The sequence below is a fragment of the Lacrimispora sp. genome (assembly GCF_031982545.1).
GTDB lineage: Bacteria > Bacillota > Clostridia > Lachnospirales > Lachnospiraceae > Lacrimispora.
Genome location: NZ_DALYXB010000007.1, coordinates 94,274 through 115,573 on the forward strand (window position 1 = coordinate 94,274; position 21,300 = coordinate 115,573).

19 protein-coding genes and 2 tRNA genes are annotated in these 21,300 nt (G+C 42.4%); 11 read left to right on the forward strand and 10 right to left on the reverse strand.

The window, feature by feature from the left end:
* Positions 1-139 precede the first annotated feature (139 nt).
* The 6 genes from ABS301_RS13155 to ABS301_RS25800 all read left to right on the forward strand — a co-directional run bounded on the left by ABS301_RS13155 (position 140) and on the right by ABS301_RS25800 (position 3,732).
* A complete protein-coding gene (locus tag ABS301_RS13155) occupies positions 140-1,087 on the forward strand; it encodes an NAD(P)-dependent oxidoreductase (protein WP_349672638.1) in 948 nt (315 codons plus the stop codon).
* A gap of 152 nt (positions 1,088-1,239) precedes the next feature.
* Positions 1,240-1,312 (forward strand) — tRNA-Ala (locus ABS301_RS13160).
* A gap of 6 nt (positions 1,313-1,318) precedes the next feature.
* Positions 1,319-1,392: transfer RNA gene (locus tag ABS301_RS13165), tRNA-Val, on the forward strand.
* A gap of 156 nt (positions 1,393-1,548) precedes the next feature.
* Entirely contained in the window at positions 1,549-2,838 is a 1,290-nt protein-coding gene (locus ABS301_RS13170) for a LysM peptidoglycan-binding domain-containing protein (RefSeq protein ID WP_349672639.1), read from the forward strand.
* A 147-nt stretch (positions 2,839-2,985) separates the two neighbouring features.
* The gene (locus tag ABS301_RS13175; RefSeq protein ID WP_349672640.1) at positions 2,986-3,420 is read left to right on the forward strand and encodes a hypothetical protein; all 435 of its coding nucleotides are present in this window, start codon (positions 2,986-2,988) and stop codon (positions 3,418-3,420) included.
* A gap of 105 nt (positions 3,421-3,525) precedes the next feature.
* Complete coding sequence (locus ABS301_RS25800; RefSeq protein WP_502877965.1) at positions 3,526-3,732, forward strand: DUF6774 domain-containing protein; 207 nt, start codon at positions 3,526-3,528, stop codon at positions 3,730-3,732.
* A 5-nt stretch (positions 3,733-3,737) separates the two neighbouring features.
* On the opposite strand, the gene ABS301_RS13180 is transcribed toward ABS301_RS25800, so the two are convergent.
* Positions 3,738-4,262 (reverse strand): GNAT family N-acetyltransferase, encoded by a 525-nt coding sequence (locus tag ABS301_RS13180; protein WP_349672641.1) that lies wholly within the window; start codon positions 4,260-4,262, stop codon positions 3,738-3,740.
* Between the two features lie 215 nt (positions 4,263-4,477).
* Here ABS301_RS13180 and ABS301_RS13185 point away from each other — a divergent pair, with 215 nt between their 5' ends.
* From ABS301_RS13185 to ABS301_RS13200, 4 genes are all read left to right on the forward strand, one after another.
* A complete protein-coding gene (locus tag ABS301_RS13185) occupies positions 4,478-6,151 on the forward strand; it encodes a S8 family peptidase (protein WP_349672642.1) in 1,674 nt (557 codons plus the stop codon).
* A 101-nt stretch (positions 6,152-6,252) separates the two neighbouring features.
* A complete protein-coding gene (locus tag ABS301_RS13190) occupies positions 6,253-7,926 on the forward strand; it encodes a S8 family peptidase (RefSeq protein ID WP_349672643.1) in 1,674 nt (557 codons plus the stop codon).
* Between the two features lie 36 nt (positions 7,927-7,962).
* Positions 7,963-9,633, forward strand: a complete 1,671-nt coding sequence (locus tag ABS301_RS13195) for a S8 family peptidase (RefSeq protein ID WP_349672644.1) — start codon at positions 7,963-7,965, stop codon at positions 9,631-9,633.
* A 60-nt stretch (positions 9,634-9,693) separates the two neighbouring features.
* Positions 9,694-11,367 carry a S8 family peptidase gene (locus ABS301_RS13200; RefSeq protein WP_349672645.1) on the forward strand — a complete coding sequence of 558 codons (1,674 nt, stop codon included), beginning with the start codon at positions 9,694-9,696 and terminating at the stop codon, positions 11,365-11,367.
* Positions 11,368-11,437: 70 nt separating this feature from the next.
* Here ABS301_RS13200 and ABS301_RS13205 read toward each other — a convergent pair whose 3' ends face one another.
* From ABS301_RS13205 to ulaG, 9 genes are all read right to left on the reverse strand, one after another.
* Positions 11,438-11,581 carry a hypothetical protein gene (locus ABS301_RS13205; protein ID WP_349672646.1) on the reverse strand — a complete coding sequence of 48 codons (144 nt, stop codon included), beginning with the start codon at positions 11,579-11,581 and terminating at the stop codon, positions 11,438-11,440.
* Positions 11,582-11,675: 94 nt separating this feature from the next.
* A complete protein-coding gene (locus ABS301_RS13210) occupies positions 11,676-13,643 on the reverse strand; it encodes a methyl-accepting chemotaxis protein (RefSeq protein ID WP_349672647.1) in 1,968 nt (655 codons plus the stop codon).
* 121 nt (positions 13,644-13,764) lie between these two features.
* Positions 13,765-14,814 carry a hypothetical protein gene (locus tag ABS301_RS13215; protein WP_349672648.1) on the reverse strand — a complete coding sequence of 350 codons (1,050 nt, stop codon included), beginning with the start codon at positions 14,812-14,814 and terminating at the stop codon, positions 13,765-13,767.
* The gene (locus ABS301_RS13220) at positions 14,811-15,674 is read right to left on the reverse strand and encodes an L-ribulose-5-phosphate 3-epimerase (protein ID WP_349672649.1); all 864 of its coding nucleotides are present in this window, start codon (positions 15,672-15,674) and stop codon (positions 14,811-14,813) included. Before ABS301_RS13220 ends, ABS301_RS13215 begins: the two co-directional genes overlap by 4 nt.
* 64 nt (positions 15,675-15,738) lie before the next feature.
* Positions 15,739-16,500: a DeoR/GlpR family DNA-binding transcription regulator gene (locus tag ABS301_RS13225; RefSeq protein ID WP_349672650.1), complete on the reverse strand. Its 762-nt coding sequence runs from the start codon at positions 16,498-16,500 to the stop codon at positions 15,739-15,741.
* 97 nt (positions 16,501-16,597) lie between these two features.
* Complete coding sequence (locus ABS301_RS13230; RefSeq protein ID WP_349672651.1) at positions 16,598-16,900, reverse strand: PTS sugar transporter subunit IIB; 303 nt, start codon at positions 16,898-16,900, stop codon at positions 16,598-16,600.
* A 17-nt stretch (positions 16,901-16,917) separates the two neighbouring features.
* Complete coding sequence (locus ABS301_RS13235; RefSeq protein ID WP_349672652.1) at positions 16,918-18,396, reverse strand: PTS sugar transporter subunit IIC; 1,479 nt, start codon at positions 18,394-18,396, stop codon at positions 16,918-16,920.
* Positions 18,397-18,411: 15 nt separating this feature from the next.
* The gene (locus ABS301_RS13240) at positions 18,412-18,873 is read right to left on the reverse strand and encodes a PTS sugar transporter subunit IIA (protein WP_349672653.1); all 462 of its coding nucleotides are present in this window, start codon (positions 18,871-18,873) and stop codon (positions 18,412-18,414) included.
* A 20-nt stretch (positions 18,874-18,893) separates the two neighbouring features.
* Positions 18,894-19,997, reverse strand: coding sequence for an L-ascorbate 6-phosphate lactonase (gene ulaG / locus ABS301_RS13245; protein ID WP_349672654.1), 1,104 nt, complete (start codon positions 19,995-19,997; stop codon positions 18,894-18,896).
* Positions 19,998-20,233: 236 nt separating this feature from the next.
* Here ulaG and ABS301_RS13250 point away from each other — a divergent pair, with 236 nt between their 5' ends.
* Entirely contained in the window at positions 20,234-21,229 is a 996-nt protein-coding gene (locus ABS301_RS13250) for an SPL family radical SAM protein (RefSeq protein WP_349672655.1), read from the forward strand.
* The last annotated feature ends 71 nt before the right edge of the window (positions 21,230-21,300 follow it).

A 21,300-nucleotide genomic window follows, 5' to 3' on the forward strand; every position in this document is an offset into this window, starting at 1 on the left:
CGAAAAAATCCGGAAACTCCCATACATTTTAACAAATTCATAACTATCCCTTTTCATTCTGTCATATGGTGTTATAATTGTTTTTACAGGGCTATGGTTTTCAGTCCCTGTAATTTTATGATTGATCGGAGTGATACATATGAATATCGTATTATTAGAATCTCTTGGAATTCCTGACAGCCTGTTAAATGAATGTACAAAACCATTGATCGATGCAGGTCACAGTTTTACAGCTTTCGAAAAAAACACAGATACCAAAGTTCAGATTGAACAAGCTCAAAATGCCGATGTCATTATGATTGCCAACATGCCCCTAAACGGTGAAGTCATCGACGCCTGTAAGAACTTAAAATTTATAGATGTTGCTTTTACAGGTGTGGACCATGTAGATCTGGAAGCAGCAAGAAAAAATAATATTTCCATCAGCAATGCCGCCGGTTACTCAACCGAAGCGGTTGCCGAGCTGTCTTTATGCCTTATGCTTTCTCTTTTACGCAATGTGATGCAGACAGATGCCCGCTGCCGGGAAGGAAAGACAAAGGATGGTCTGGTAGGCTGTGAGCTGAGAGGAAAAACCATCGGAATTATCGGCGCTGGTGCAATTGGAACAAGAACTGCAGAACTTTGTAAAGCCTTTGGCTGCCGTGTTCTTGGGTATAAGCGTACCATCACTGGAAACGAACCGGATTTCATGGAGTTTGTATCTTTGGATGAACTTCTTTCCAGCTCTGATATCGTGAGTCTCCACTGCCCGTTAAATGAAGATTCCCGCCATTTAATAAACAGAAATACAATCGCTAAAATGAAACAGGGTGCTTATATTATTAACGCTGCAAGAGGTCCGGTGGTGGATTCTAAAGACCTTGCAGAAGCTTTGAATAACGGATATCTGGCAGGTGCTGGAATCGATGTATTTGAGAACGAGCCGCCGATTGATACTTCCCACCCACTTTTAAACTGTAAAAATACCATTGTTACTCCACACATTGCTTTTGCCTCTGCAGAATCGATGGAGTTAAGAGCCCAGATTGTATTTGAAAACCTGAAGAAATGGATGGAAGGCGACCAGATTAATAAAATTTTATAATCAGGAATCAGAGAGGCATTATTTGATGCCTCTTTTCTATGTTAAAACTGGAAGTTTTTTACAACAAAATCCACAGAAAAGAACGAAAAATATTTTTCTATTTGTGCAAATAATACTTGTAATTCAGAATCTTCATGCTATAATTTAGACAAGGGGATATAGCTCAGCTGGGAGAGCGATGCGTTCGCAACGCATAGGCCACGAGTTCGAGTCTCGCTATCTCCACGAAATGGAAGTATAGCTCAGCCGGGATGAGCGTTCGCCTCACACGCGAAAGGTCATGGGTTCGAGCCCCATTACTTCCATTTTTCTATAAACAGCCAAAACACCGGAATCACTTGTAAATACAGGGGATTCCGGTGGTTTTGTTTCGTAACAATTTGCTTAATAAAGCATGGATATACCCATAAATACAACACATTAGCATATAATAGAATTAATAAGATCATTTGAGGGAATTCATGATCATACACGTTGTCAAACCAGGTGAAACCATCGTTTCCATTTCAGAGTATTATAAAATCCCCGTTGACCGATTGACATTGGAAAATGGAATTACAAACCCCGATCATTTAGCAGTCGGCCAAACCATCGTAATTGTACAACCGGAAACACTCTACGTTGTTCAGGCAGGCGACACTTTGGAGAGTATTGCAAAGCAACATGGTACTACTCCAATGGAATTATTAAGAAATAATCCCTATCTTTCCGATAGAGAAATTTTGTACGTCGGTGAATCCATAGTTATAAGCTATCAATCGATTAAAACAAGAACAATTGCCACTAGTGGTTATACTTTTTCATATATAGATAAATCTGTTCTAATAAAAACGCTTCCTTTTTTAACATATTTGACTATATTCAATTACAGGGCTACAAGTGAAGGAGAAATTATTACTATTGCTGACGATGCTGATGTAATTCAGTTGGCTAAAACTTATGGCGTTGCGCCCATGATGTTTGTTTCTACGATTACGGAAGAAGGAACTATTATTCGTGAAGTAACTCAGAATATTTTAAATAACTCTTCTGTGCAAGATCGTCTTATTGACAATATTCTTCAAATGATAAAAACAAAGGGTTATTATGGAGTGAATATGTATATCGAAGATATTACACCGGATAACATAAACAGTATTGTAGAATACATAAAAAAGGCTTCAGCTATATTTCGTTCTGAAGGTTATAGAGTACTAATCACCACTACGCCAATTATGAATATTCAGGGGCCTATTGTCAGCTTTGAAAAGTTGGATTATTCGCGATTATCTGGATATGTAGATGGAATTCTATTTGCTTCTTATGATTGGGCCAGATTTTATAGTTATCCAAGCTCAATTTTCCCAGTTAATGTTTTAAGAGAACTATTAGCCTACGTAACCAGTATTATTCCACTGGAATTATTATTCTTAGGAATCACTACACTCGGTTATGATTGGGCACTACCCTATGTTCCGGGTGCAACAGAAGCAACTGCTATAGCAAACAATAATGCAATACAGATTGCAGCAGATAACAATATACCAATACAATTTAACGAAGCAGCACAGTCACCTTTTTTCTATTATATGGATAGTGATGGGATTCTTCACTTAGTGTGGTTTAATGATGCGAGAAGTTTTGAGGCAAGAGCCGGGCTGGTAGCAGAATATAATCTTCAAGGTTTATCCCTATGGACTATCATGAGATTTGATACCCAAATGTGGTTTATTATTAATACTCAATACTACATCCAGAAATTGTCCTTTTAATAACTTCATTACCAAGCGGAAAGCGGCAATGCAAAGGGGAAACATGTTACTATACCGTATAAAGAATAATTAATTAGTAATATTTGTACAATCAATACATATAATTTAATATACCTAGGTAAAAATTATATCTGAAGGAGATTAGTGTTGAAAAAAATATTTAAATTATTTACAGCATTTGCAATTGTTTTATCTTTATTGACTCCATTAACAGTCCATGCAACATCATCCCAGCCCCCCACAAACGTTTTTGATTATTATTTAGATGGTGATTTGTATGACGATCCATATATGAGTGGCGGCTATACTCATTTTATGGTTCCGACAATGGGATATGGAACTACACTCCCAGTAAGAATAGATGCTGAATGTTCACTGCCAAAAACTGCAAAAATAAGGGTTGATTGTATTGATAATACAACTAAAAAGGTAGTTTCAAGCAGAACAATATCTGCAACAAATCATCAGTACATCACATTTACAAATCTAGATCCTTCTCATTATTATTATTTCTACTTTCAAGGACCCAGAGATATGGCAGGTGTAATATATATAAGCAGGAATGGATTATATCCATTCTAATTATTAATCGGAGTTGTGCAAACTGTGCAACTCCTTTTTCTAAAACAATTCTGGCTTTACGGTATAAAATAGTATTAATTACAGATACACAACTGAGGTGATACAATGAGTTATTGTTGTGATGTATTATTAATTTCTACATTAGCATGTCAAATAGCAGATTGCTTAGACGACGATGAATTATCTTTGTTAGCAGCAGATACACTCTTACTGAGCGATGCTTTAAGTGCAATTGCCGTCAGACGTTCAATAACGAATTCTTGTACAAACAACACGCCTTCAACAGATAAACCGACCTGTTGCGATGAATAAAAAATTTATAGATGAATCCAATACCGCTTAATCCTGTCCTCATCCACAACTACTATCTTCTCAAAAAGCCCTCCGTTTGCCAAAATCGTCTTCTCACTTCCCACATTATCATAATCGCAGGTAACTAAGACTTTATCTAAACCATAATCTTTACAGTTTTTCAAATTCTGCAGCAGCATTTCTTTAGCGTACCCTTTTCTTCTTTCATCTGGCCGAACGGAGTATCCAATATGTCCGCCCCATACGCTCAAAATAGGATGGTTTATGTGATGTCTGAAGTCGATAGCTCCAATAATCTTATGATCGGCTGGGCGGATCGCAATAAATATATTAGACGTAACCCTGCCTTCGGGACACGTTTCTTCCTTTTCCATAAGATTAACGGATCTTATCCATTCATCTGCTGAAGTGCATATCTTTAAATCGCCGCAGCCATCAAGGCTGTCACCGGAATCTAAAAACTCCTGGCGATATTTCATGATATCTTCTGCATATTCCAGTGTTGGCTTTATTAATCTGATTTCATCCATTCTTTTTATCTCCTACTCAACGATTTCCTATTATATTAATATATCAGTTTGAAAAAATCAATATTTAATCCTTAGTCTGCATCAAAATAACCTTGATAAATTATTTCTCTTCATAACCAAAAACTCCCCCCACCATATAACCCACTCTTTCATATTCACCTTTTTTCAGCATAATATAGAACAAATGCTCCTACCTTTTTTAAGGGAGGCCCCTTTTGGAAAAAATACTGGACAATAATTACTATGATCTCATTATTAATAACGTCTCTGTGCCTCTGTATGACGAAGGGGATAATATCACACCTTTAAATATCAGACATTCTGTGCTGAATGTTCCTGTAGGAAACGCTGATCCATGTAATCTGGGTAAATATCCTTATTACAGCTTTCCCTCCCTTTATACTCCTACCTCTACCGTAAGCCATGAAAAATCCGGAATGGGAGCCGTACAGCGTAACCCATATTTAAATCTTAACGGACGGGGAATTATCGTGGGTATTATTGACACAGGCATTGATTATCAGCACCATACATTTCTCTTTAATGATGGCACTTCAAGAATCCTGTCTTTATGGGATCAGTCTGTTCAGGCTGGAACACCACCGGAACATTTTACATATGGAACTGAATATTCAAGGGACATGATCAATTTGGCTCTGGCCTCTGGTAATCCGTTATCCATTGTTCCTTCCAATGATGCAGATGGGCATGGAACCGCAATCGCCAGTATCATCGCCGGATCACCGGAAGCAGAACAAAATTTTTCCGGAATTGTTCCTTTCGCCGAACTGGCAGTTGTTAAGCTGAAAGAAGCAAAGAAAAACCTAAAGGATTTGTTTTTTGTTCCAGATGGTATTTCCTGCTATCAGGAGACTGACCTGATGCTGGGCATCACTTATCTTCTTTCCATTGCGCAGAAAGCCAACCGCCCTCTTGCCATCTGTATTGCCATGGGAAGCAGCCAGGGTGCCCATGATGGCAATGGTGCTTTCAGCAATTATTTGAATTATCTGGTGCGTCTTCCCGGTTATGGAATCGCTGTTTCTGCGGGAAACCAGGGTAATGCCCGAAGGCATTATTTTAATTTCACACAGCAGGAACCATTTACCAATCAGTTTGAATTGAGAATCGGGGAAAAAGACAGCATGTTTTCCATGGAAATATGGCCATCTGCTCTTGGCAGGCTTTCCATTGATATTACCACGCCGAACCGGGAATCGACTAAGCTCATACGTCCGGGACTGGGGGAATGCAGAAGATTCAAGTTTGTTTTCACCCCTTCTGTCTTATGGGTCAATAATATGAGCTTTGAGGAAGAAAGCGGGGATCAGCTGATTCTGCTGCGCGTTCAAAACGCCATGCCGGGCATCTGGAGTTTTAACGTGCAAAGCATGGAAAAAGAACCGCTTGCTTTTCATTCCTGGCTTCCAGCAGGTGGCCTGATCAGCGATGATACGTTCTTTTTAAATTCCAATCCCGGCACAACCATTAACTCCCCTGGAAATGGATCCCATCAGCTGACAGTCACCGCTTATAATCAGTTTAATGACAGCATTTTAACAGAGGCCAGCAGAGGTTATTCCAGAAATAATTACGTGAAGCCGGATATCAGCGCACCAGGGCACCAGATCCCCTGTGCACTTCCTGGAAACCGATTTGGAACTTTAACCGGAACAGGTGCTGCAACCGCACATGCCACCGGTGCTATTGCAATGATTTTAGAGTGGGGCATTCCCAGAGGCAACTATACCACCCTGTCAGGTAATGTAATCAACAGTCTGATTACCCGCGGAGCACGACGGCAATCTTCTATTATATATCCTAACAATATCTGGGGTTATGGAATGTTAGATGTGAATGAACTGTTTCAACGACTTACCAATATTTAAAGGATGTAACATTTTTCCATTCTCCCCCCTCCTTTCATATTAGAATTCCTGCTGCATAAACTTATCATATATGCCCTCAGTATAAGACAGGAGGACTTTTATTGAATAAAATTCTGGACAATAACTATTACGACCTTATTATGGGCAATACCATAATATCGGGTTACGACACGGGGGATAATATAACCCCGCTGAGTGATCGCTACTCTCTGCTCCATATCCCCATTACGTCCCCCGATCCCTGTGATCTGGGAACTTACTCCTATAACAGCTTCCCTTCCTTATATGCATTGGAATCTGAGGTAAGCCTGGATAAATCAGGAATCGGTCCCGTTCAGCAAAACTCTTATCTGGGTCTCATGGGGAAAGGCGTACTGGTCGGCGTAGTTGATACAGGAATTGATTACACACACCCGGCATTTCAAAATCCGGACGGAACCAGCCGGATCTATTCCATCTGGGATCAGACAATACAGGAGGGAACTCCTCCAGATAGTTTTACCTTTGGAACCGAATACAAAAGCGAACAGATCAATGAAGCTTTATTATCCTCCCAGCCGCTGTCTGTAGTTCCTTCCACGGACAACAACGGGCATGGAACCGCCATTGCCAGCATAGCTGCCGGATCACCCTCAGCAGACCTCTCTTTCTCAGGAGTCGTTCCATTATCTGAACTTGTTATAGTAAAACTAAAGGATGCAAAAAATAATCTGAAAAATATTTTCTTTGTTCCTGAAGATACCTACTGTTTTCAGGAATCGGATATTTATCTGGGACTCCGTTATCTGCTCTCAGTTTCCCAGAAAGCGGCAAGACCCATAGTAATATGTATCTGCCTGGGAAGCAGCCTGGGTGGTCATGACGGCAACGGGGCAATCAGCAGTTTTATGACAGCGAAAACACAAGATCCGGGAATCTGTTTTGTTGCTTCCGCTGGCAATGAGGGGAATAAAGCCAGACATTATCTTAATAATACCAGACAGATCCCCTGGTATCATGATTTTGAGCTGAAGATCAGCGAAAAGGATAAAGAATTTTGTATGGTTCTCTGGCCTTATGCAGCAAGCCGGATATCCATTGATATTTCAACTCCCAGCAGAGAATCCACACAGAGAATTTTTCCCAACCTGAACGAATGCAGAAAATTCAATTTTATTTTTGCCCAAAGCATCATTTGGGTGAATAATATTCTTTTTGATGATGAAACAGGAAATCAGGTAATCGTAATGCGGTTTAAGGATCCTATGCCCGGCGTGTGGTATCTGCGGGTGCAGTCAATGAAGGAAGAACCTTTTTCCTTTCACTGCTGGCTTCCGAATGGTGATTTTCTGTCCGACGATACTTACTTTTTAAGTCCAGATTCCTCCGTGACCATAACCTCTCCCGGAAACGGGACTCATCAGTTAACAGTTACTGCTTACAATCAATTTAATGACAGTGTTCTTGCAGATGCCAGCAGGGGTTATACAACCACAGGTATGATTAAACCAGACATTGCCGCTCCCGGGTTTTTACTTCCCTGCGCTGTTTCAGGCAATTCATACGGCAGCGCAACGGGTACTGGTACTGCTGCTGCTCATGCTGCCGGTGCTGCAGCCATGATCTTGGAATGGGGAATCGTCAGAAAAAATCTCCCGACTTTAACCGGATATGATATTAACCGAATGTTCATGAGAGCCGCCAGGCACTCAGCATCTTACACATATCCAAATAACCTTTGGGGGTATGGACAGCTTGACGTAAATAAAGTTTTTCAGCAGCTTACAAATCTGTAACGGCAAATATGGAAAAATGGACCGGAGGACTGTCTTTTGGAAAAGATTCTGGATAACGATTATTATGATCTGATCATTAATAATGTCTCAATTCCCAGCTATAACTCAGACAATATAACCATGATTAATTTCAGACATTCCCTGCTTCATATTCCAGCAGCCGATTCAACTCCATGCCTGCTTGGAGAATATCCATATCATACATTTCCCACACTTTATACACTTAACTCTACCATCAGCATAGAAAAATCCGGGATCGGTCCTGTACAGAGAAATCCTTTTTTAAATCTGACAGGACGGGGAATTATTGTAGGAGTGATTGATACAGGGATCGATTACACACATGAAGCGTTTCTATACAACGATAATACTTCCAGAATTCTTTCTATCTGGGATCAATCCATTCAAAGCAACAATCCGCCGGTGGGATTTACATTTGGAACAGAATATAACAGAGAATCCATTAATATTGCTCTGAGATCAGATGATCCCTTATCGCTTGTACCTTCTGTCGACACCGTAGGACACGGAACCTCCGTTGCAAGCATTATTGCAGGAAGGTACAATCCGGAGAATTCCTTTACCGGTGTGGTGCCGGAAGCGGAACTGGTTGTTGTAAAGCTAAAGGATCCCAAACAGAATTTAAGGAGTATGAACTTTGTAAAGCCGGACGTATTGTGCTACCAGGAATCTGACATTATGCTGGGTGTCCGGTATCTTGAAACATATGCACAAAATGCAAGCCGCCCGTTAGTTATCTGCATTGCCCTTGGCAGCAGCCAGGGAGGTCATGACGGCACAGATGCACTTAGCAACTATTTAAATTATCTTTCCAGACTGCCGGGAATCGGGATATCTGTTTCAGCAGGAAATGAAGGCAATGACAGACGTCATTATTTTAACAGTACCACAGCGCCGCCTTATTATAATAACTTTGAATTAAGAATAGGAGAAAATGATTCCTTGTTTTTTATGGAAATCTGGCCTTATGCACTGGGCCGTGTATCCATAGATGTTTCCACTCCAAACAGAGAATCCACTCAGCCCATTTACCCTACCATTGGTTCCTGCAGAAAGTTTGAATTTATTTTTACAGGAAGTACCGTGTGGGTAAATAACTTTATATTTGAAGAAGAATCCGGCGATCAGCTGATTCTTCTGCGTTTTCAAAATCCCCTTGCGGGAGTTTGGAATATCCGGGTACAAAGCATGGAAAATGAACCCATTTCATTTCATTCCTGGCTTCCTTCCGGTGATATTATTACAAATGACACATTTTTTTTAAATCCGAATCCGGATACTACCATTACCTCTCCCGGAGATGGAATCAGTCAGCTGACCGTTACTGCCTATAATCAGTTTAATGACAGTATTCTCATTGAATCCAGCAGAGGTTATACAAGAAACGGGCTGATAAAGCCAGACATTGCCGCTCCCGGATATCAGATACCATGTGCGATTCCGCGAAATCTTTATGGAACCATGACTGGAACTGGTGCCGCTGCTGCTCACACAGCGGGAGCCATCGCCATGATACTTGAATGGGGAATACCAAGGGGGAATTACACATCCATGACCGGAAATGACGTGAACCGGCTGTTGATCCGGGGAGCTACACGTGACAGTTCTATCACCTACCCAAACAACATCTGGGGATATGGCCGGCTTGATGTAAATAACCTGTTTCGAAGGCTGACCAATATCTGATCCGGTTGTCTTAAACGGGTGTTTTAATTCTTAATATTGGTGTGGTGAGGAGGCCTGATTTTGAATAAAATACTGGATAATAATTATTACGACTTAATCATTAATAATATTTCGGTCCCCTCCTATGATACGGGAGACAATATCACACCACTTACAGAGCGAAGCTCACTGCTTCATATTCCCACAACCGGAACGGATCCTTGTGATTTAGGAACACACCCCTATAACACCTTTCCCTCCCTTTATACTCTTGAATCCACCATCAGTATAGAAAAATCGGGGATTGGCACGGTTCAGAGAAACCCATTTTTGAATCTGACCGGTCAGGGCATTTTAATGGGCTTTGTGGATACCGGCATTGACTACCAGCATAACGCATTTCGTAATAACGACGGAACCTCCCGTATCGTTTCTATATGGGATCAGACCGTGCAGACCGGAAATATTCCGGAAGGTTTTACCTTCGGCAGTGAATATAACAGAGAGGCCATCAATCTGGCCTTAACCTCAGAAGATCCACTTTCCATTGTTCCATCTACTGATACCAACGGTCACGGAACAGCTATGGCAAGCATTGCAGCAGGCAGCGCCAGTTCTGATGAGGTCTTTGCAGGAGTGGTTCCCAATTCCCAGATTGTAATTGTGAAGCTGAAAGATGCAAAAGAAAACTTAAAAAATGTGTTTACCATACCAAAAGATACATACTGCTTCCAGGAATCAGACATTTTGCTGGGGATCAGATATCTCTTTCTGACAGCGCAGAAACTGAGTCTTCCCCTTGTTATTTGTATTGCACTTGGCACAAGTCAGGGCAGTCATGATGGCAAAGGTACATTAAGCAGTTATTTAACTTATCTGGTACAGCTTCCAGGAATTGGCGTGTCTGTCTCCGCAGGAAATGAAGGAAATACACAAAGGCATTATTTTAACAGTACGTCCACTGTGCCGTTTTATAATGATTTTGAATTGAGAATTGGAGATAATGACAAAGAATTCTGGATGGAAATCTGGCCATACGCACCAGACCGAATCTCCATTGATATCTCTACGCCAAACAGGGAATCGACCCAGCGTATTTATCCTTCCATCTCAGACTGCCGGAAATTCAATTTCATTTTCACCCAGAGTGTGGTCTGGGTGAACAATATTATCTTTGAAGAGGAAACCGGAGATCAGCTTATTTTAATCCGTTTTTTAAACCCTCAGCCTGGTGTGTGGTCTTTACGGGCTCAGAGTCTTGAAAATGAATCCTTTTCGTTTCATTGCTGGCTCCCAAGCGGATCAATCATATCTGACAACACCTATTTTTTAGCACCGAATCCGGATACTACCATCACCTCCCCGGGCAATGGTGCCAACCAGCTGACCGTAACAGCTTATAATCAGTTTAACGATGGCATTCTTCCTGAATCCAGCAGGGGTTATACCAGAAGCGGCCTGGTTAAGCCGGATATTGCAGCACCCGGCTACCAGATTCCCTGTGCTGCTCCCGGCAACCAATACGGGACTGCAACCGGCACCGGAGCTGCCTGCGCCCATGCAGCAGGAATTATTGCCATGGTACTTGAATGGGGAATTCCAAGAGGCAACTATACTTCTCTGACCGGATATGACGTCAACCGGTTAATTATAAGGGGTGCCGTGAGAAGCCCCTCAGAAGTTTATCCAAATAATGTCTGGGGATACGGCCGAATCAATGTAAACAATTTATTTGAACGTCTTACCAATATCTGATTTTTAAGAAACAGGCACCAGAGTTCCTGATATCAGAATGATCTGGTGCCTGTTTCTTTTCCTTGCATGTTCAGTTAAAGACAGAAATTCCATATTTCAGTTTTCTGTAAAATTTCCAAATGATCACTGCCGGGAAGCTGAAAAACAGATAAAGCGTTGTCAGTCCACCGATAACAGCATATACCACCATAAGCAAAACAATCATGAACCCCATAATTCTTCCCTCCTTCTACCCTTCTATTTTAGTAATATATGCTATAAAAAGATAGAGATTGGAGGAAATCTTAACGCTATTTTAATAAAATCGATTAAAGTCGAAATCGGTCGATTAAATTCTTTAAAATCTGTGCCTGACCGGAAAGTTCCTCACTGGTTGCTGCACTCTCTTCGGCCGTAGCGGAGTTTGTCTGAACCACACTGGAAATCTGATCAATCCCCTGATTTACCTGACCAATGGAAACAGCCTGCTCTGCTGACGAATTGGAAATTTCATTGATCAAAGATACGGTACTTTCAGAAGAGGCCGCGATCCGATCCAGCGACTCTTTTGTTTCTGCCGCAATCAGTGCTCCATTTTGCACAGACTGGTAAGAATTCTCGATCAGGGCAGATGTATTCTTTGATGCTTCCCCACTCTTGGAAGCCAGATTTCTTACTTCATCTGCAACCACTGCAAAGCCCTTTCCTGCTTCCCCTGCCCTTGCAGCTTCTACTGCCGCGTTCAGTGCCAGAATATTGGTCTGGAAAGCGATGTCTTCAATCGTCTTTATTATTTTTCCGATTTCCCCAGACGTCTGGGAAATCTCATCCATGGCTTTTGTCATCTTTCGCATCTGCTCTTTTCCACTGCTTAACTCCTCAGCCATATCTTTCGCTTTGTTACTGGCCTCCCTGGCATTTCTTGCATTTCCTTCTACCTGCTTTGATATATCCCCCAGGGTGGCAGCCAGTTCCTCTATGGAGCCTGCCTGTTCCGTAGCTCCCTGAGACAGCGCCTGAGCACCTGCAGATACCTGATCCGCTCCTGCTGCCACTTCACCGGAAGAACGGCTGATGTTTAAAAGAGTATCTCCCAGCTGCGCCTTTAACTGATGCATCGCCTCGTGTATGCCTTTGAATCCCCCTACATAAGCAGCGTCACAGGTGGTGCTGACTGTCAGATCCCCTGCCGCCATCTCATGAAGAACATAATCCACATCTTTAATAATCATCCCAAGTCTGGAAACAAGTTCCCTGGTTGCATCTGCAAGAATACCTGTTTCATCTTTGTCTTTCACCTCTGTTACAGGAGAATCAAGATCTCCCTCTGCCAGCCGCTTTAACCGGTTTGCACAGGAAGTAATGGGGCTTGCTATCTTGCCTGCCAGAACAGCGGATACGATTCCCGCAACTACGAGAAATACTGCAATCAGGAAAAGAGTAATCCCGCTGGCTGTTTTTGTGGATCCCATGAAATCTGACATGGGTGCACTGATTCCAATGCTCCAGCCATCCGTTCCTGCGATCGGCGCATAGGAAAGAAACATCTTATGCCCCTGGTTTTCATAACGTCCGAAACCGCTTTTCCCCTGGGTCATCTCTGCTTCAATTGCTGCAAGCTGTGCAAGCCCTGAGTCCTTTGAAGCACTTTCCTGGACATTGATTCCATTGGTAACCTTATCCATATTGGGATCGGCAATTACCTTCCCTGTCTGATTAAGAAGATAGGCATTGGATCCCTTGCTGACCTGTATGGAAGCAGCGATATCATTTAAAAAGGTTTCCTTGGGAACAAAATAAACAACTCCTACCACTTTCGTTCCCGGGATTCCCTGCTCCCACAAAGGGGCTGATATAATAATGGTCATCTGCCCTGTAACCTTGCTGATTAATGGTTCCGATACCGCCATCTCTCCTTTGATTGAACGCTTAAAATAATCCCGGTCCGAATAGTCTTTTCCATCAAAAATGCTGATACCGTCGGTCCCTATAATATTCCCTCTCTGGAATTCGTGAGTCTTGGCTCTCTGATCAATAATAGACTTCTTTTCATCAACACTCGTATCCGGATTGGCCAGTCTTGCAATGCTTCCCGCTTCATAAGCAAGATTCTTATAAATATCCAGTTCCTTTGCCACCCGCTCAGACGCTGTCTCAGCCAGTTCCGTCATGGACTGGTTCATGGTTCCGATCATACTGTAATAATTCAAATAAATACTGATGCCGCCAACTACTGTAAGTGAAATAAAAACAGTTAAAGCCATGTAAAGAAATATTTTGTTTTTTATGCTCTTCATGACAATTCCTCCTTTGTGTCTCAGCAGAAAATTTATGGATAAATCTGCTGTTCAACTTAATTTCAGTATACTTCACAAAGGTATAATTGTCTATTCTCTTTTAGAAACCACGTTATTCCACCTACGGTGTAATCCGGTACATGGCAATTTCATCGATTTCACGGTTTGCACTGATTAACAGATCTTCCCCGTCTTTTTTCATATGCAGGACATTGGCAGGTCCACAGTCCCGGTCTAAGATCTCCCATTGATATGTCTTACGTTCTTTATTCCAGGTAAAGCAAAGGAGATTTCTCTCTCCCTGCCTGTGTCCCACCACCAAAGCAGGCTTCCCGCATAAGCTTCCTCCAAATATCCCATGGGAAAACTCTGCCTTTTTCTCATATTCATATACCTTTTTATAGCTGCCTTCCGATTTTTTATAAATGGAAATGCAGTCACCATGGAAGGGGGACAATACAGCAAGCTCCTTTTCCCCATCCTCATCAAAATCGATTAAAACACCGTCACTGGCAGGAGTGTCAAGCAGCTTATGCACCTCCCACTTTTCCCCTTTTTGAGACGGCGGAACAAACTGAAAGACTCCTCCTTCACAGGACACCAGTCCCGTATCTACTCCGTTTTCCTCCACCCGGTAATAGCCGTGATTCTTAAAAAGTCCTTCCTGAATCACTTCAAATTGCAAAGAACCGGACTCACAAAGCCCCGAAAGATCCTCCGGAAGCACTGCAGCATAGACTCTGCCCGGACTGGACCAGTCTTCCCTATACTCATGGCCGGATTTTAATGTACACGCAAGAAGATAGAGTGTCCTTCCCCTTTTTAGTATGTCAAACCGATGGACATGAGGAAGGGCTGCAATGGTCTTTATCTCCCACTTACCCCAACGATCCGGGGTTACCAGAACGATGACTGCCTCTTGGGAGTCATTGGGAGAATAAAACCGCTGGGTTGCCAGAAACTGTCCGTCTGTATCGGGAACCTGTACCATGGACATAGTGCCGCCTGGTTCTTCCCATACAGTATCCACCATATTTCCTTCCATATCAAATATAAGACAGGGATCTTCCTTTTCCGCTGCTACCAGAAAATGTTCTGTCCCTTTATAATTGAGGGGAGCAACCGAATAACATTTTGTTAAATGCCCTAATACCTTTTTCTCTGCTTTCATTGCACACTCTCCTTCAGGCATTGTTTATCCAGAATCTCAGTCATCCGCTTATTTGCGTCGTAAAGTTCTCTCATCCACCGGCAATTGCCAGCATACCAAAACTCTGCCACATATTTTCTGATTCCCAGTTCCCAGGCTGTTTGAATGGCACTTTCAAAATCCACATGCCCTGTCCCAAATGGAATCTCCCTGAATTTTCCAGGAACGGTTTCTTTTAAATGCATGGCAACCAGATGACCTTTCCCTGCGCGTAAGTCATCTAAGGCATTGGTTCCGTAAGTTTTGGCGGCATTGGTAATATTCCCGATATCCGGATAGACGTTTAAATACATAGACGATACCAGCTTTACATATTCCATGGATTTTTCCACTGTATTCATGAATTCCGTTTCCATGGTCTCAAATCCCAGTACAACTCCTAGGCGCGCTGCAATCTCCGTGGCTTTCTTCAGATTTTCCAGAAAATACTGCTTCGTCTCTTCGCTTGAATCCTCATAATATACATCATAGCCTGCCAGCTGGATGATTCTGACCCCCAGATCATCTGCCAGCTGAATTGCTTTCTCCATAATCTCCATACCCTTTTCCCGTACAGCGGGATCATGGCTTCCAAGAGGATATTTGCGGTGCCCGCTTAAGCACATGGTGCGGATGGGCAGTCCCACAATCTTCATGGTATTAATTAATTCCAGCCGTTCTGCCTGTGACATGGATAAACGGCTTAACTTTTCGTCTGTTTCATCAATGCTGATTTCCACAAAATCATAACCGGCCGCTTTTGCTGCTTCCAGTTTTTCTTTCCATCCAAGCCACTCAGGCATGGATTTCTCATATAAGCCAAGGGTATATGCCTTTTCCATAAATTTGCCTCCACGAAAGATGCAATCAACATGGACGCCCGGGCATTGTTCCACTATGATTGATTTAAAAATCTGACCGGCGGACTACAAATACTTCCACCCCTTTTTCCCTGATTAGATCCAGAGCTTCTGATGATGCTTTTTCATCGGTGATTAAATACTTGATTTTTTCGATGGGGCAGCTGACAAAGCTGCTGTTCTTCCCGATCTTTGTGTGATCGGCCAGGACATAAACATCCTGGGTTGCATGGCCTGCCATCATTTCATTGATGCTGACCTCGTTGAAGATCTCCGTTGTCATGCCGTTTTCCCCGCTGATACCGGAACAGCCGATAAATGCTTTCTTCGCGTAGATTGTCTGTAAATTACGTAATGCAAAATCTCCTACCATCGCTTCTTTGGGATAGCGCAGTTCCCCCCCTGTCAGCACAACGTTTACTTCCTGGGAGTGCTCACAGTGAATGGCTTTTCCGTTATTGGTAATGACGGTTACATTGGAACAGTTAATGTATTCCAGTATCTTTAATGCATTGCTGCTGGTATTAATAAACAGCGTATCATTATCGGTTACGAACTTCGCGGCAAATTCAGCAATCAGCCTCCTATATAAGGATACCTCATCGACTGGACTGCCGGAAGCAATGGCGCCTCCATGGGTGCGTACAAGAAGCTTCTTATCTTCTAAATACTGCAAATCCCTGCGTATGGTAATAAGAGATACCTCTAATGCTTCCGCCAGTTCATCTACCCGCACCCTGGGATTCTTTTCCATCAGTTCCAGGATGCGGCTCCTTCTGTTCTCAACACAAGCTCTGTCTTTTTTCATTGTTTTCCCTCTCAACTCATAAAGATATGATTCTTTATCCTCATTATAGCCTGTTCAGAAGCCTGTGTCACTTGTTTTATGTTCGTTTTGATTGAAATTAAAGAATTCCATTTTCCTTCATTTTTTGTTCCATCTCCTGGGGAGACATGATATTTCTAAGACCAATTACCAGGGTCCCTTTTTCCTGTGCCCCTTTAAACATGCTGACAAAATTCTGTGCGCAAAAGACAACATCGTACTGAGTGGCTGCCGTTTTTCCTTCCGATAAGGCGCAGTGATGAACTTTGGCGGGCTTAATTCCCGCCTTATCAAGTACCTTCTGCATGGTCATTTTCATCATCAGACTGGAGCCGGCCCCATTGGCACAGCAAACCATAAAACTCATATTTTCTTTTGACATTTTCCTTCTCCTGACTTCTATTTGATTCCTTTTAATTCTTTATAGGCTTCGTAATTTTCTGTAATAAGGAAATAACCTTTTTTATCCTTCCGATACTGAATCTGGGGAATCGCCAGTAAAACAACCACTACAATCAGCACTCCGGCATAGCTTAAGAACTTCATGACTGCTGTCATAACCGGCCATACAACGGCCCAGTCCCACATACCCAAGTATCCGCCATAAGCTGCCATTCCAACCCAGCCTGCAATGATTGCCGAACCGAATACCTGACAGATACCGGAGAAGAACGGTAACAAAAGAGCTGCCTTAATTCCACCTTTTTCATTGGCAAATACGGCAATGGTTGCATTGTCAAAAAATACAGGAACGAAACCGCAGATTACAAGAACCGGGCTCTTTAAGACAATCAATGCGATAATTGCCAGAATCTGACCGGCAAATCCTGCAAGGAAACCAAGAGGTACCGCATTGGCAGAACCAAATCCGAATACAACAGCACAGTCAACTCCGGGAAGAGAACCAGGAAGGAGCTTATCTGCAATTCCCTGGAAGGAAGCGGTCAGCTCAGTGACGAAGGTTCTGACTCCCAGCTGAAGGATTGCTAAGTAAACAGAGAAGTAAAGGCAGGTCTGAATGACATAGAAGACCATACTTGCGCCCTCTTTCATAAACTTTTGTTCCACCAGATAATCCCTTCCTAATATACATAGAATTGCTCCGAAGAAAACCATCATCAGTATGGAGGTACATACCATGTTTTCATTGAATATGGACATGAATCCGGGAAGCTCAATCTCGTCAATCTTCTTAATTTCTTTCCCGTTTTTCTTTTTGCCAAACAGTTTTTCTGCCAGCCAGGTATTAAATGCAATGCCGAACATCTGCTGATGTGCCAGGCAAAAACCAGCGCCATCAGTCAGTTCCTGACAGGGCTTGATGGTTAAGTTTGAACCGACTGCCCAGTACGCCCCAAGAATCAGTGCCATTACTGCCAGGAGGGCAGCATTATTGTTTAATAAAAACGGGCAGGCAAAGAGGATGAGCCAGTAAGCGGTAGCCGCCTGCTGTACCTGTACATGACCAGTGGTAAACAGGGCTCTTAACTTGGTCACCTTACTGAAACGTACCAGAAGAATATTTACGATGAATGCGATTAAAAGCAGGATCATGGCATTGCCGAATGCCTTGCCAAACACCTCTTCCACTCCTGCTGTTACGGCATTCTGTCCAAAGTAAGGATCAATTACCATTGCGTTCATGTTGAACCGGTCTTTTAAACCGACAAGCACCGGACGGAAATTACTGACTAAGCCCCCGGAACCCACAGTCAGAATCAAATAACCTACGGTTGCCTTAATCACTCCTGCAAGAACATCATACCAGGGTTTTCCCAGCAGTATGTAACCGATCATAACAATCAGACCAATCATAAAAGCCGGCTGCTGTAATACATTGACTGCAAAATACGACCAAATCTTTAATAAAATATCCATAAGAAACCCTCCCCATTATGAATCCAGATAATCGCTCTGGATTTTGATTAAATCCTCTGATGAATTGGCACTTAACAGTGCTTCCACCGCCCCTTCATTCATTAACAGTTCCGACAGCCTTGTCATATTTACCAAATGCTGCTCCGGATTACAGGAAGCAAGGGTAAAGAAAAGCCTGGCATCCTTTTCCTTGTCCCCCGGTTCAAAGCTGACCGGCTTATTCAGCTTCATAAATCCAATCGCAGTTTTGTGCACCCCTTTTGCACCTTCCTGCGAATGTGGCATGGCTACATTGGGCATGATAATAATATAAGGTCCATATTTCCTGATACATTCAATGATTTCTTCCTTATAATCTGCCTCAACGGTTCCATCCGCCTCTAAGGTCTCACAGCTCATCCGGACCGCATCCTCCCAGTTTGCCGCTTCCTCAGCGAATTTGTAATGCCCCAGTTCCACAAACTCTTTTAACAGCATGACGAACCCTCCCCAATTGTTTATAAACAGGACCGATATGGTATGTTCTGAGGAGCTTCAAAGCAATCCTCAAATCCCCTGGGGTGATGATAGGCTTTTTTCTCTCGGTCTGCTGGATAGACATATTTTCCGCCCACTTCCCAGAAGAACGGATGGAACCGGTAATCCAGACGGTCCTTTTTCATATCATAAAGCACCCGGATTTCGTTGACATCAGCCATAAAGTTGCTCCACACATCATAGTGAATGGGAATCACCACATCACAGTTTAATGCCTCCGCCATGCGAAGTACATCGCAGGAGGTCATCTTATCGGCCATACCTACCGGATTTTCTCCATAGGAGCCAAACGCCACATCAACCTTATGATCCTTTCCATGCTTTGCAAAATAGATGGAATAATGGGAATCACCGCTGTGATAGATATTGCCGCCTGGCGTTTTGATTAAGTAATTTACCGCCTTATCGTCCATATCGGTTGGACAGATTCCGGTCAGTTCTTCTCTGTCCGCTCCGGTGGAGTCCGTTGTTACAAGACAGGTTCTGTCAAAGGAATCAAGCACTACGATTTCCACGTCCTTGATCTTTATGGTATCTCCCGGACGCACTACTTTACACCGTTCTTTTGGAACTCCCCATTTGATCCAGGTCTCCACAGATTTTAAAGGACCGATAAATGGAACCGGAATCTCCTTTCCATTTTCGTCAGTGGTGGTCATGCCGCTTTGAATCACGTGAGCTGCATACTCAGCGCTCATGTGATCCTGATGATAATGAGTTGCTAAAACTCCATCCACCTTTTTGACGGCAAATGGATCAATGACAAAAGGCACTGCTCTTAAATTGGGCTGCATTTTCCTGGCACCGCACATATTAGCCATCTGATGCCCTTCTGCCATCATTCCGTCTCCATGGGTACGTTTTCCATTTCCACACCATAAGTCGATGGTTAAATTACAGCCACCTGGCGTTTTAAACCAGATTCCCGTACAGCCTAACCACCACATCGCCACAGTGCCGGGTTTTACTTCCTCGCTTTCAATCTCTTCATTCAGCCAGGTTCCCCACTCTGGAAACGTGCTCATAATCCATGATTCTCTGGTCGTTTCACTCACCTTGCTCATACTACCTTCTCCTTTGATCTTAATGCCTGTTTTTTATGTTCGTTTTGTTTCTGTAATGCCATATTAACATGATTAATGTTGATTTTCAATAGGCTTATATGTTCGTTTGTGTTTTATATGTTCGTTATTAAATTTTTGTAATATCACACAGATTTTGGTCGTTTTTTTGTGCATTTTTACATGGGATATCCGAATTTTTTCTCCACATAATAAATGGAAACAGGAGGTTAACCAACATGTTTCCAGATAAAATTTATTTTGAACCAGATTCCCTGAACTATGAGTTAGGTGGATTATTGAAAGAGAAATATAAAGATATACCATGGATCCCCATTGAAAGCCATAATAAAATAGATGAACTGCGTACCCGGCCGAACAAGGATTTCCCTGAACTAAAACGGCTGCTGGTCATTGGAGTCAGAAAAACCCATAACTACGTTCCAAACCATAAAGTTTCGGATTATCTTGTCCCTTATACTTCTTCTGGCTGTACTGCCATGTGCCACTACTGCTATCTGGTCTGCAACTACAACAAATGTTCCTATCTGCGCCTGTTTGTGAACCGGGAACAGATGCTGAATAAAATAATCAATCATCAGGCTAAATCTGTAAAAGATAACACTTATGAGATTGGCAGCAACAGTGATCTGGTTCTGGAAAATACTATTACCGGCAATTTATCATGGACCATTGAACAGTTCGGAAAAACAGACAAAGGCTTTTTAACCTTTCCAACTAAATTTAATCAGGTGGACCCTCTTCTTAATTTAAACCACGGAGGGCGCATTATCATGCGTATGAGCGTGAATCCCCAGTCCATCATAACTATGTTCGAACCTGGAACTTCCGGATTAAATGCAAGAATTACTGCATTAAACAAAATGTGCGATGCCGGTTACCGGGTTGGAATCTTAATTGCACCTGTCATATTAACTGACGACTGGAAACAGCTTTATTCTGAACTGATTGCAATTCTTTCCATGCAGTTAAGTGAAAAGGTAAAACGGACTGCTCTGGTTGAAATAATTTTCATGACTTACAGCTTTGTTCACAATGCCATTAACAGTGAGGCATTTCCTGACGCAGGAAAACTTTATGACAAAGACTTAATGACGGGAAGAGGCAGGGGAAAATATTGTTACAAAAATGATTTAAAAGAGGATGGGGAGCTGTTTTTAAGGCAGCAGATGAATGAGAAATTAAAGGAAATGACCATTTTGTATATTGTATGATATACTGGAGACTTTCGGCTTTCTTTGCAATGTTTTAAAAGATATGATATAATAACTTCGTTTTTATTCTA